A 12,783-nucleotide genomic window follows, 5' to 3' on the forward strand; every position below is an offset into this window, starting at 1 on the left:
CTTTGCAATGTCGATTCCTATCGTTGTAATTTCCATCTGGGCGGTTCCTTTCAGAGCTGGTTCAAACACCAGCACTTTGGCACATTGCGATGCCGGTGGGTGGAACCGTCCACCCCATCAAGTTGACGGGCGGGTCAGTCGCGCCTCAAAGCGCTTCGATTGCCTCTTGTATCGCATTCTGTGCCGGGTAAACGTGCCTGAACAACCCTGTGACGAGACATTCCATGAAATCCCACTCCAACCGCGCGGCATGGATGGCCGTCACGGCCATGTTCGCCCTCAATGGCGCGCTTTATGGCATTTGGGCGGCGCGCATTCCGGCGATGGCACAGCGCCACGGTCTGGACAAAGGCGATCTGGGCTGGCTTTTGCTGCTTCTGGCTGCGGGTGCGATCACCGCCTTTCCGCTCGCAGGTCGTTTTGCGGATCGCTATGGCGCAGCACCTGTTACGATGCGAATCGCGGTGGCCTACACCGTTGCCTTGTGCCTCACGGCGCTCGCACCTGGCACTGCGACACTGGCGGTTGCGCTGTTTCTCTTTGGTGCGGCCCATGGGGCGATGGATGTGGCGATGAACACGTGGGCGGGCGAGGCGGAACGCTATATCGGACGCCAGGTCATGTCGTCTTTTCATGCCATGTTCAGCCTAGGGGCGGGATTGGGCGCGGCGAGCGGGTTTGTGGCGGAACACCAAGGGATCGGCATCCCTGCGCACTTCATTGCGGTCGGCGTGTTTGTGATGATCATCGCCATGGCGGTTGCCAATATCGGCTGGACCTCCGTCAAACAGGTCAATGTGGGGGCCACGCCACTCTTTCCCCTGCCCAAAGGGCCTTTGGTTGCGGTTGGCCTGATCGCCTTTTGTGCGTCCATGGGCGAAGGGGCAATGGTAGACTGGAGCGCCTTGCTGCTGATCGAAACGGCCCTTGTGACCCCGGCCCAGGCCGCCTTGGGCTACACTGTCTTTTCCGTGGCAATGGTGATCGTGCGTTTGCTCGGGGATCAGGCCACGCGCATCCTGGGGCCGACGCCCACCGCGCGCCTTGCCGGCATCATCGCGACGACAGGCACGGTTTGTGCCGTTGTTTCAAGCAGCTACGCCGTGACCCTCACAGGGTTCGCGCTGATGGGGGTCGGGTACGCCGTGATCATGCCGCTCGCCTTTTCGCGCGCCGCTGCCGATCCGTATTTGCCGCCGGGCACCGCCATCGCCAGCGTCGCGACCCTTGGCTATGGAGGATTGCTGCTCGGCCCGCCTTTGATCGGTTTTGTGGCTGATGCCACATCTTTGCGCATCGGTTTTGCCATTCTGGCCATCCTAGCGGCCTTGATCATCGTGCTCGCATATGCGGTCAAAGCCGCCACAGCATCGGATCGGTAGCAGGTCATGCAACTCAACTCCGTCTCCTTCATCGTGCCTGACTACGACAGCGGGATTGCCTTTTTCTGCGATACGCTCGGCTTTGATCTGGTGCAGGACATTGATCAAGGGCACAAACGCTGGGTCGAGGTGCGCGCGCCCGGTGCGCAGACCAGTATCGTCATTGCCCGCGCCGACGGGCCGGAGCAACGCGCGATGATCGGCCGTCAGGGCGCAGGGCGTGTGTGGTTGTTTCTGGAGACAGATGATTTCGCCCGCGATCACGACAAGCTGACACGCCGCGGCATTGTTTTCGAGGAAGACCCGCGCGTTGAACCCTATGGTACGGTTGCGGTGTTCCGTGATCCCTTCGGCAATCGATGGGATTTGATCCAGCGCGCATAGCGGCACGAGTCGACGGATCAGCCCCGCCGCCCCATGGGTGGGCATCCGCCATTCCGCCCTGCAAGTCGATTTTTTTCGACCTGCACGGATTTTCCCCTTGCAGGTCGGCGCTGGGATAAGTATCTCCGCCTCACCCAAGGATGCGGGCGTAGCTCAGGGGTAGAGCATAACCTTGCCAAGGTTAGGGTCGGGCGTTCGAATCGCCTCGCCCGCTCCAATGGGAACCAACAAACCCGGTTGGTTACGATAGGGTCGCCCTCGGGCGGCCCTTCGTCGTTCACAACATATTCGTACAATTCTATTGGCCAGAACCGGGTAATGGTGGACTTGATCGGGCCGACCAATCGCGTGCACCACCCCCTCAGAGGGATGTGGCGCACCGCCATGGCTTTCTATTCGGCGGCATAAGCCTCCATCGGTGGACAGGTGCAGGTCAGATTGCGATCGCCCCATACGTTGTCGACGCGGTTGACCGGCGGCCAGTATTTGTCGACACGAAACGCGCCGGGCGGAAAGCACCCCGCTTCGCGCGAATAGGGCCGGTCCCAGTCTTTGACCAGGTCTTCCATCGTGTGTGGCGCGTTTTTCAACGCGTTGTTCATACGATCGGTTTTGCCATTTTCGATCTCGGCGATCTCGGCACGGATCGCCAGCATCGCGTCGCAAAAGCGATCCAGCTCCGCCTTGGTTTCGGACTCGGTCGGCTCGATCATCAAGGTTCCCGGCACCGGAAAGCTCATGGTTGGGGCGTGAAACCCGCAATCCATCAGCCGTTTGGCAATATCATCCACCGTTACACCGGCGCTTTTTTCAAAGGGACGCGTGTCGATGATGCACTCGTGGGCAACGCGCCCGGTCGGCCCTTTGTACAGCACATCGAACGCGCCTTTGAGCCGCTGCGCGATATAATTCGCGTTGAGGATCGCAACGCGCGTGGCTTGGGTAAGCCCCTCACCGCCCATCATCAGGCAATAGGCCCACGAGATCGGCAGCAGCGAGGGCGAACCGAAGGCCGCCGAGGAGACCGCCCCTTCTCCGCTTGTCGGATCGCCCGGCAAATGCGGGATCAGATGTGCCTTGACGCCAATGGGGCCCATGCCGGGGCCACCGCCGCCATGGGGAATGCAAAACGTCTTGTGCAGGTTGAGGTGGCTGACATCCCCCCCCAAATCACCGGGACGCGACAGGCCCACCATGGCGTTCATGTTGGCCCCATCAATATAAACCTGTCCGCCAGACTCGTGCACAATTTCGCAAATCTCGATCACGGTTTCCTCGAACACACCGTGGGTCGAGGGATAGGTGATCATACAACCTGCAAGGTTTTCCGCATGTTGGGCCGCCTTGGCACGGAAATCTTCAACGTCGATGTCACCGTTAGCGGCGCTCAGCACCGGTACGACCTTCCAGCCCACCATATGGGCCGAGGCCGGGTTCGTGCCATGGGCCGACATCGGGATGAGGCAGATGTTGCGATGCCCCTGCCCCTGCGCCCGGTGATAGCTCGCGATGCTGAGCAACCCCGCGAACTCGCCTTGCGCGCCCGAATTGGGCTGCATCGAGATGGCGTCATAGCCCGTCACATCACACAGCTTGGCCGACAGGTCCTCGATCATCTCAAGGTAGCCCGCCGCCTGATCGCGTGGCACATAAGGATGCATCAGCGCGAACGCATCCCAACTGACCGGCATCATTTCGGCGGCTGAATTCAGTTTCATCGTGCAAGACCCGAGTGGAATCATCGCCCGATCCAGCGCCAGATCACGATCCGCGAGACGGCGCATGTAGCGCATCATCTCGGTCTCGGCCCGGTTGAGGTGGAAAATCGGATGGGTGAGGTATTCGGATTTGCGCAGCAATGCGTCTGGCAGACGGTATTCGGCAGCTTGCCCCGCATGGCGATCAGAAATCCCAAAGGCGCGCCAGACTTTTTCAAGCGTGTCGGTATCGGTACGTTCGTCCAATGCGATCCCGATTTTGGTGCTGCCGACACAGCGCAGGTTCACTCCCTCGTTCACCGCGGATTTCAGAATGACCCGTTGCGCGGCGCCAACCTCGACCGTGATGGTGTCAAAAAATTCCTTCGGGGAGACCACGAACCCGGCCTTTTCCAACCCACGGGCCAGCCGCGTGGTTTTGCGATGGATCCTTTGGGCGATGGCTTGAAGCCCTTCAGGGCCATGAAACACCGCATAAAAACCCGCCATCACCGCCAGCAGCGCTTGCGCCGTACAGACATTCGACGTCGCCTTTTCGCGGCGGATATGCTGTTCACGGGTTTGCAGCGACAGCCGATAGGCCCGGTTGCCATGACTGTCGACCGAAACGCCAACAATGCGCCCGGGCATGGACCGGGCAAAATTCTGTTTCGTCGCCATATAGGCCGCGTGCGGCCCGCCATAGCCCACCGGCACACCAAAGCGCTGCGTGGTGCCCACCGCGATATCTGCGCCCATCGCGCCCGGCTCTTTGAGCAAGGTCAGCGACAGCGGATCAGCGGCGATCACCCCGATGGCGTTCGCCGCATGCAGTCGCGAAATTTCCGCGCTGAAGTCTCGCAAGTGCCCATAGGTTCCGGGATACTGGAAAATCGCACCAAAGACAGCGTCGGCATCAAGATCCTCCGGCGCACCGACGATCAATTCGATCCCCAACGGCGCGGCGCGCGTTTTCATCACGGCAATGTTTTGCGGGTGGCAGTTTTCATCGACGAAAAACGCCGTTGCCTTGGATTTCGAAACCCGCTGCGCCATGGTCATCGCCTCGGCGCAGGCTGTAGCCTCGTCCAGCAGCGACGCGTTGGCAATCTCAAGCCCGGTCAGGTCAGACACCATGGTCTGGAAATTCAGCAGCGCCTCAAGCCGTCCCTGCGAAATTTCGGGCTGATAAGGCGTATAGGCGGTATACCAGGCAGGGTTCTCAAAGATGTTGCGTTGGATCGCGGGGGGCGTGACCGTGCCGTGATAGCCCTGCCCGATCAACGATGTCAGAACCTTGTTCTTGGACGCCGTCGCCTTCATATGCGCCAGCAACGCGCGCTCGGACAATGGCCTGCCGAAATCGAGCGGTTTGGATTGCCGGATTTTGGCGGGCACCGTGTCCGCAATCAGCGCATCGAGATCCGGCACCCCCACAACCTTGAGCATCTCGGCCATTTCAACCGGAGACGGCCCGATGTGCCGACGGTTTGCGAAATCATAGGGCAGGTAATCCGTGGGGGTAAACGTCATTGCGGGTCTCCGATGTCAGGCGATGAAGGCTTGGTAGGCGGCCTCGGTCATGTATCCCTCGATCTGCGTAGGATCAGAGGGGGCAATTTTCACGAACCAGCCGTCGCCCAGCGGATCTTCGTTCACCATGGCCGGATTGTCGGTCAGCGCCTCGTTTACCTCGACGATTTCACCGTCGATGGGCGCGAGAATATCTGACGCGGCCTTGACGCTTTCGATCACAACGATCTCGTCGTCCTTGGTCACCGTGGTGCCGACCTCGGGCAGCTCGACAAAGACCAGATCGCCCAACTGCGTGGTCGCGTGCTCGGTGATGCCGATGACAACGACGTCGTCTTCGCTGCGCAACCACTCATGTTCCTCGGTGAATTTCATCGTTTGGTCTCCTTGTTAGCGTTTGAATTTTGCAGGGGTGAACGGTATTTTCGCGACCTCGACGGGCAGCCGTTTGCCGCGAAGTGCGCCGTATATTGTGGTGCCGATGTTAGCGTATTGCTTTGCTACATACCCCATCGCGATAGGTGCCCCTACCGTGGGGCCAAAGCCGCCCGAAGTGATCGTGCCAATTGGCGCGGTGTCTTCTTCGGTCGCAAAGAGCTCGACGCCTTCGCGCATGGGCGCGCGGCCCGTGGGCAGCAAACCGACCCGCACCCGATCGGTTCCGGTTTGAATTTGGGACAGGATTGTATCGGCGCCCGGAAATCCGCCCGCACGCGCGCCACCGCTCCGCCGCACCTTTTGTATCGCCCAGCTCAGCGCCGCTTCGACCGGTGTCGTTCCCCTGTCCATATCATGGCCATAGAGGCACAGCCCCGCTTCGAGCCGGAGCGAATCCCGCGCGCCCAGCCCGATCGGTTCCACATCCGCATGCGCCAGCAGCGCGCGCGCCAGATCAACGGCCTGATCCGCAGGCACCGATATTTCAAACCCGTCTTCCCCGGTGTAGCCCGAGCGAGACACCCAGCAGGCCGCCCCTGCCAGGTCCAGAGATCTGACATCCATGAAGCGCATCGCAGCACTGTCGGGGTTCAGCGCCGCGAGCACCGCCTCGGCCCTTGGTCCTTGCAAGGCCAAAAGCGCGCGGTCGGTTATTTCTGTTACGGTCACATCTGGCATCGCTGCCGTCATATGCGCGATATCCGCCGCCTTGCAGGCTCCGTTGACGACGACAAACACGTGGTCCCCGCGATTGCTCAGCATCAGATCATCCAGAACACCGCCCGCATCATCCGTCAAGAAACCATAGCGTTGACGATCCGGCCCAAGGCCCAGAACATCGACCGGGATCAACCGTTCAAGCGCCGTTGCGGCGGCGGCGTAATCGGTGCCACGCACGATCACCTGCCCCATATGGCTGACGTCGAAAAGTCCGGCCTTTTCACGGGTGTGACTGTGTTCCTTCATCACACCCATCGGGAACTGCACCGGCAAGGCGTAGCCCGCAAAGGGCACCATACGCGCGCCAAGTTCGAGGTGCAGGTCGTATAACGGAGTGTGCAACGGGTCAGACATCAGCAGCTCTCTCTTTTTTCGCCGGTCTGGTCGCATTCACGTCCGGCACCACGGTGACAAACGGGCTGCGCCCGCTCGTGTGATGCCCCCTCTGTCCTTGCGCCTGAGATCGCTATCCCTTCGGCGGGTGCATTGCGCACCTCTCTCCAGAGTGTCGATATGCTGCGACGGTCCTTGGGCCTGAGAGTTTCCGGGGCGGTTTCTCCTTCGGCACCAGATCAACTGGTTCTCCCGACGCAGCGGGTCGTGGTGGACGCGCTGGCACGTACACCCTTGGGCGGCAGTAAAGAATATCCTGAACGATGATGCGAGCGTTTTTTTGCCTGTCCCCGCACTCTTGCGAGACCCCAAAGGCGGGCGCGAGGCGCGTGGGGACCATGAGACATGCTCAGTTGCGGTCGCCTGCCGCCGAGACCGCTAGGGTCGGGCCGCGCCAGATCCCGCACGACGCCCGAATACAGCGCCAGAGGTCAGGCCAGACCCGCCCGGATAGCCCGCAAAAAACACGCCACCGACAAGCTCACCACAGGCAAACAGCCCTTCGATCGGGGTGTCGTCGGCTGTCAGGACATTGCCGCTCTCGTTCACTTTGAGACCGCCATAGGTAAATGTGATGCCTCCGGTGACGGGAAAGGCGCGGAACGGCCCATGATCTATACGCTGCGCCCAGTGGGACTTTGGCAAGGCAAGGCCCCTTGTGCACTTGCCGTCCAATGCCGTCGGATCAAATGGCACTGTTTCATCTACGGCGGCGTTGTAAGCCTCCAACGTGGCAAGCGCGGCGGGTGCATCAACACCGACCATCTGCGCCGCCAGGTCTTCCAGCGTCTCGGCCTCGACAAAATGCGCATCATGAAACCGGTATTCATCATAAAGCAGGTCAAAGACCTTGCTGTCGAACACCTGCCAGGCAAATTGACCGGGCTGTTTCAGGATGGCGGCGCCATATTGTGCATAGGTATAGTTGCGGAAATTCGCGCCCTCATCAACGAACCTATCACCTTCAGAGTTCAGCATAACACCTAGAAAATACGAAATTTTACGGTATTTCTTGCGCTCGCCCGGCGGCAGATCAAGTCCGCCGAAATCAGCCATGTGCAGATCCATCGGCGTGGCGTGGCACCCGGCATAGAGCCCGTGCTCTGCGGCCCCCGCCTTGACCGCCATCGCCAATCCGTCGCCGGTGTTGTGGGGTGTGCCGCGCACCTTGGCGGCCTTCCAATCGGGCCCCATATGCTTGACGCGTAGCGCTTCGCTGGCCTCGAATCCGCCAGAGGCGAGGATGACGGCATCGGCCCGGATGGCCTCATCTCCGACATATACCCCCGCGATACGCCCGTCCTCGACGATCAGGTCAGTCACCGCGCTGCCATATCTGACAGTGCCACCCAGACGGGTGACAGCGGCCAGTTCCATATCAAAGAGGCCAACTCCTTCATTTTGCGCCGACAGTGTCAGTCCACCCCAAAACACATGCTTGCCGTCTTTTTCAAAGCTTTGGCGGGCGTAAATGGGTTCGAACTTGACATCGTGCGACGCCAGCCAGCGCATCGTTTCACCCGAGGTACTGATCAACGCCTGTTGCTCGGGCGATAGTGGACGGCCGTCGTTGAAGCCCAGCAAGTCCGCGCCGAATTTCTCCTGAGTGTAGCTGCCAAAGTCAGTGTCCGGCAGTCGCGGATCGTCCGCATCCCGCAACAGGGGCAGCAGATCATCCTTGCCATCATAGGCAAAGCGCATCGCCCCCGCCGTGTATTTGGTGTTTCCACCCGCCAAGGCTTCATCCGCTTTTTCCAGCAACAGGACCCGCGCCCCACCTTCAAGCGCCGCAATGGCCGCGCAGAGGGCCGCGTTTCCGGTTCCAACAACGATGATTGATTTTGGCATGGGGACATCCTTTGCGACAGATTGTATCCGCTTGGATACATTATTCACGTTTTATTAAAATGCGTGGTTGAGTATTGCAAGTCGAAACCGACGTTACGGGGGCCGCTTTCGGCGGATGAAAAATTGTGATTGAACGCTATGATACAGGGTGGCCCGCTGCGGCACCGCACCGATTGAGGACAACGACAATGCGAAAAGACATGGCCAGCCTCGCGCAGAATGGCATTTTGCGCGTTGCGATCAACACGGGCAACGGGGCGTTGGTGCAACAAGAAGATGGCGTGCTGTCCGGCATAAGCCCGGCGCTGGCGACGCGACTGGCCGACCAGATCGGTGCCCGGATGCAACCGGTTGTCTATGGCGGCGCGGGCAAGGTCTTTGCCGATGCGGATCAAGACGCGTGGGATGTTGCATTTCTCGCCATCGACGCGATGCGCGCAGAAAAGATCGCATATACACGCGCCTATGTGACGATCGAGGCGACATATGCGGTGCGGGCGGACTCGAGGTTTCAGAGCATCAGTGACATCGACAGCCCGGGCGTCCGTGTGTTGACGGCCTTGGGATCGGCCTATGACATGCATCTGACACAGACCCTGCAAAACGCGACCCTCGAACGCTCCGGCACGCCGTCCGAGAGCTTTGCAGAATTTCGCGACGGCCGCTGCAATGCGGTTGCCGGCGTCCGGGCCTCGTTGATGAGTTTTTTTGCGGATGACCCTCACATCCGCCTGCTGCCCGGCGTCTTGACGAAAGTCGAGCAGGCGATGGTTCTGCCGGACCGGCGCGATCCCAGGATCGTCGCTCTTGATGCCTTTGTTTCAGAGGCAATGGAGGACGGCTTTGTCGCGCGGGTCCTGGCGCAGACCACCAGGAAGTAGCTAACGCCGCCCGGTGATCAGCGGCTTTCGGCGCCTGCAAAGGGAGTCGGGCTGCGCGGTGTTGGTACGAAGACCGCATCCTCAAGCGACGCGATGGCCGCCAATACGCGTTGCCGCTCTGCCAGCAGGTGATTGAACTGCGCGTCGCAACCGGCGACCGGTGTTGGATAATCCGTGATCTCGGCGTTCAGCAACTGGCGGGCGACAGCCAGTTCGGATCGGGCGGCCAGAATGCAGCTCTGGAACTCATCGGGCATGTGCGTTTCTCTCCCCTTTTCAGTATACCGTAGTATACAAAAATGAAAGATGTCAATTCCGCGCCCAAACAGTGCGCGGGACAAAGACGTCCCCCGCCGCCAGTTTGCGGGCCGTGCGCACCAATCCGGCAGAGTTCACGGCAAAACCAGCCGACGCGTTTTCGTAATCCACAAGCACATCGATCTGACCGGAGGCATGCTCCAAAGTGATGTTGGCGGGCGTTTCGTTTGGTTTTGCCGCCAGACCTTCGGCAATACTGCCCGGTGTCAAAACGCAGGACGCCAAGCATTGAGCCCCAGTGACGGCCATGGCCGGGTGACATTTCCACGGCATGAAGTAACGGGTGGCAATCGTGCCACCTTGCGTGGCCGGCGCCAGCAACCCGAACTTGGGCGTGACGGATTTTGCAACGTCTCCCATGCCCATCAATGCACCCGCCTTGCGGCGCAATGCCTCCATCCGGGCGTAAAACTCCGTGTTCTCGTCCAGTTCCGCCGCGCTCTCGTACCCTGTCAGTCCAAAACTTTCGGCCCTGGCGATCACCATGGGCATGGCGACGTCCATGCACGTCACGTCGATATCGTCGATCGTGTCGATCAGGTTGCCAGTCGGCAAGAATGCTCCGGTCACGCCCCCAACGGTTTCCATGAACTGCAAGGCGATGGGTGCGGACGTACCCGGCACGCCGTCGATCCGGGCCATGCCTTCATAGCTGACCTGCCCACCGGGCGTCTGTACGGTTGCGGCGACCTTTGCGCCTGTGTTGACGGCCCGGATGTTCACACGCGTTTCTCCGTCCTGCGCCGGAACCAATCCCATCTCGATGGCCGCCGGGCCAACGCCCGTCAGGATGTTGCCGCAAGTCGGTTTGAAATCGACCAGCCTGTCTTCGACACTGACCTGAGCAAAGAAGTAATCCACGTCTGACCCGGCATCTTTCGATGGCGACAGCATCGCGACTTTGGTCGTCACCGCGTCCCCGCCGCCGATGCCGTCAATGTTCAGAGGTTGGCCCGATCCTACGATTGCGATCAGCACCTCGGCCAACGTCTCCAGATCTTGGGGCAGGTCAGCCCGGTTCATGTAAGGCCCGCGCGAGGTGCCACCGCGCATGAACAGGAAGGGGATCGCAGTTTGGGTCATCAGGTTTCCTTGGCCAAATAGTGAACGGGTACAGATGCTTGGATCACCCGAAGGGCCACGGCAAGTCCGTGTACTCCTGAAGAAGGCCCGGCGGGAAATCCCGGTTCAACAGCCACGCCATACCGCACATGAAGGCAATTCCCGCTGCCGTGTAGATCGCCGCGAACCTGCTCGACACGCCTGCCCGGAACTTCATGAAGCAAAACAGGAACACCCCAAGCGCAAGGATAAAGCCAAGCAGCGCCGTCAGAACCAGCAGCCCCATGAACCAAGCCAGCGTCGGCCAAAGTCCATGCGTTGCGTCCGCATCTTCACCCTCGCGTTCGCGGTCGGCAAAGATTGCATCTGTCTCGGGCTTGAGCATCATGCGGATGATCAACACCGCACAGCCCACCAGACACACCGCCCCCACAAACATCGGGAATACACGGTCGCGGCTGTAAGACGGGATCGACGCCGCGTCATAGAACGCATAGGCGATATACCCCGTCACCAGCAACAGGAAGACCAGCGGCGCGCGCTTGGAGCCCGAGTTCACATCACCCTCGGCCAGAATGTTCTTGGCCTGACGCAAGCCCAGCACAACCGAAACGATGGTGATGATCAGCAAGATGATGACGATGGGCGAAAAGATGTAGTCGATGCCTTCGCCGAAGCTCTTGCGGAACCGAGATGCGGCGATCTGAACGGCTTGGTTGGCATAGTTTTCGGCCGGGGTCGCGAGGACAAAGCCGATCAGGAAGGCAGGCCGCGACCAGTCAAAGCGGCGCATCATGATACCGAGGAACCCAATGCCCAACAGCGCCACGAGGTCCATCAGGTTCTGGCCGGACTGGAACGCCGCAAAGCTGATGATCATGAACAGGAAAGGCGCCAGCAGCGCAAAGCGGATGGTCGTCAGCTTGGCGATACCGCCCGAGGCCGCGATGCAGATGACTGTGCCGACGACGTTGGCAAGCGCCAGCAACCAGACGATGGAATACGTGATGTCGAGGTTGTTTTGCAGCATGGCCGGGCCAACTTCGATCTGGCCGGAGCCCAGCAACGCAATCGCGCCGATAAAGATCGCCATGGAACCGGAGCCGGGAATGCCAAAGAGCAAGGTTGGCACCAGCCCGCCGCCTTCCTTGGCGTTGTTCGAGCTTTCCGGCCCAATCACGCCGCGCACTTCACCCTTGCCGAAGTTCGATTTGTCCTTGGTCGTCTGCACCGCATGCCCATAGGCGATCCAGTCGACAACCGATCCGCCCAGCCCCGGAATGACGCCCACGATAACGCCTATGATCGAGCAGCGCACCGAGAGCCAGATATTGGCGAACCAGTCCCTGACGCCGTCCAGCCAACCGCCACCCAATTGTGGCTCGCGGGAAATGGCGCGGTCCTGACGCAGCAGCGAGATGATCTCGGGGATGGCAAAGATGCCAAGGCCGACGATGACCAGTTTCAGCCCGTCGGTCAGATAGGGAAAGTCATAGGACGACATGCGCAAATCGCCCGACGACGCGCCCTCGCCTATGGTGCCGATCAACATGCCAAGGCCAGCCGCCACGATCCCCTTGATCGCGACGCGGCCGGCAAGGATGCCGACCATCGAAAGACCAAAAATGGTGATCATCAACAATTCGGGCGTGCGAAACTCGAGCACGACGGGCCGGGCAATCAGGATAAAGACCGTCAGGAATGCCGCCCCGACCAGCCCACCGAAAAGCGACGAGGCAAAGGCTGCGGACAAGGCCCGCGCCGCCTGCCCCCGTTTGGCCATCGGAAAGCCGTCCAGCACCGTCGCCTGCGACGCGGACGAGCCCGGAATACCCATAAGGACCGACGCAAATGTGTCAGAGGTCGGCACCACGGCAACCATACCCACCATCAGGGCAAGACCCAGAATCGGGTCCATTCCGAACATGAATGGCAACAGCAGCGACAGGCCGGCAATCCCGCCCAGACCGGGAAAGACGCCGATGCACAGCCCCATGACCACGCCCAACACCAGATAACCCAGAACAATCGGCTGCAAGATCAGCGACCACGCGTCGCCCAATGCAGGCAGTGCCTCCATGATGACTTCCATCAGCCGCTCCTCCCCTTCACTTGTGAAAACGCCCC

General features: G+C 60.4%; 10 protein-coding genes, 1 tRNA gene and 2 riboswitches. Of the genes, 4 read left to right on the forward strand and 7 right to left on the reverse strand.

Annotation, left to right across the window (positions count from 1 at the left end; translation table 11 throughout):
• Window positions 1–224: 224 nt before the first annotated feature.
• The 3 genes from LC354_RS05655 (at window position 225) to LC354_RS05665 (ending at window position 1,983) form a co-directional block, all read left to right on the forward strand.
• Entirely contained in the window at window positions 225–1,382 is a 1,158-nt protein-coding gene (locus tag LC354_RS05655; protein ID WP_223421902.1) for an MFS transporter, read from the forward strand.
• A gap of 6 nt (window positions 1,383–1,388) precedes the next feature.
• Window positions 1,389–1,766 (forward strand): VOC family protein, encoded by a 378-nt coding sequence (locus tag LC354_RS05660; protein ID WP_223421904.1) that lies wholly within the window; start codon window positions 1,389–1,391, stop codon window positions 1,764–1,766.
• A 142-nt stretch (window positions 1,767–1,908) separates the two neighbouring features.
• Window positions 1,909–1,983, forward strand: a tRNA-Gly gene (locus LC354_RS05665).
• Between the two features lie 175 nt (window positions 1,984–2,158).
• Here the strand turns inward: LC354_RS05665 and gcvP are convergent.
• The 4 genes from gcvP to tcuA all read right to left on the reverse strand — a co-directional run bounded on the left by gcvP (window position 2,159) and on the right by tcuA (window position 8,395).
• Window positions 2,159–4,996, reverse strand: coding sequence for an aminomethyl-transferring glycine dehydrogenase (gene gcvP, locus LC354_RS05670; protein ID WP_223421906.1), 2,838 nt, complete (start codon window positions 4,994–4,996; stop codon window positions 2,159–2,161).
• A gap of 15 nt (window positions 4,997–5,011) precedes the next feature.
• A complete protein-coding gene (gene gcvH, locus LC354_RS05675) occupies window positions 5,012–5,371 on the reverse strand; it encodes a glycine cleavage system protein GcvH (protein ID WP_223421908.1) in 360 nt (119 codons plus the stop codon).
• Window positions 5,372–5,386: 15 nt separating this feature from the next.
• Window positions 5,387–6,508, reverse strand: coding sequence for a glycine cleavage system aminomethyltransferase GcvT (gene gcvT, locus LC354_RS05680; RefSeq protein WP_223421910.1), 1,122 nt, complete (start codon window positions 6,506–6,508; stop codon window positions 5,387–5,389).
• Window positions 6,509–6,589: 81 nt separating this feature from the next.
• Window positions 6,590–6,666: riboswitch (glycine riboswitch) on the reverse strand.
• Window positions 6,667–6,752, reverse strand: a riboswitch (glycine riboswitch). It lies immediately after the preceding riboswitch.
• Window positions 6,753–6,925: 173 nt separating this feature from the next.
• Window positions 6,926–8,395 (reverse strand): FAD-dependent tricarballylate dehydrogenase TcuA, encoded by a 1,470-nt coding sequence (tcuA, locus tag LC354_RS05685; protein WP_223421911.1) that lies wholly within the window; start codon window positions 8,393–8,395, stop codon window positions 6,926–6,928.
• Window positions 8,396–8,583: 188 nt separating this feature from the next.
• Here tcuA and LC354_RS05690 point away from each other — a divergent pair, with 188 nt between their 5' ends.
• Window positions 8,584–9,276, forward strand: coding sequence for a transporter substrate-binding domain-containing protein (locus tag LC354_RS05690; RefSeq protein ID WP_223421913.1), 693 nt, complete (start codon window positions 8,584–8,586; stop codon window positions 9,274–9,276).
• 17 nt (window positions 9,277–9,293) lie between these two features.
• Here LC354_RS05690 and LC354_RS05695 read toward each other — a convergent pair whose 3' ends face one another.
• The 3 genes from LC354_RS05695 to LC354_RS05705 are packed head-to-tail and all read right to left on the reverse strand — an operon-like array spanning window position 9,294 to window position 12,748.
• The gene (locus LC354_RS05695; protein WP_223421915.1) at window positions 9,294–9,533 is read right to left on the reverse strand and encodes a hypothetical protein; all 240 of its coding nucleotides are present in this window, start codon (window positions 9,531–9,533) and stop codon (window positions 9,294–9,296) included.
• Window positions 9,534–9,585: 52 nt separating this feature from the next.
• Window positions 9,586–10,677, reverse strand: a complete 1,092-nt coding sequence (locus LC354_RS05700) for a 4-oxalomesaconate tautomerase (protein ID WP_223421917.1) — start codon at window positions 10,675–10,677, stop codon at window positions 9,586–9,588.
• A gap of 43 nt (window positions 10,678–10,720) precedes the next feature.
• Window positions 10,721–12,748, reverse strand: a complete 2,028-nt coding sequence (locus LC354_RS05705) for a tripartite tricarboxylate transporter permease (RefSeq protein WP_223421919.1) — start codon at window positions 12,746–12,748, stop codon at window positions 10,721–10,723.
• Window positions 12,749–12,783 lie beyond the last annotated feature (35 nt).

The sequence above is a fragment of the Tateyamaria pelophila genome (assembly GCF_019966495.1).
In the GTDB taxonomy this organism is placed as follows: domain Bacteria; phylum Pseudomonadota; class Alphaproteobacteria; order Rhodobacterales; family Rhodobacteraceae; genus Tateyamaria; species Tateyamaria pelophila.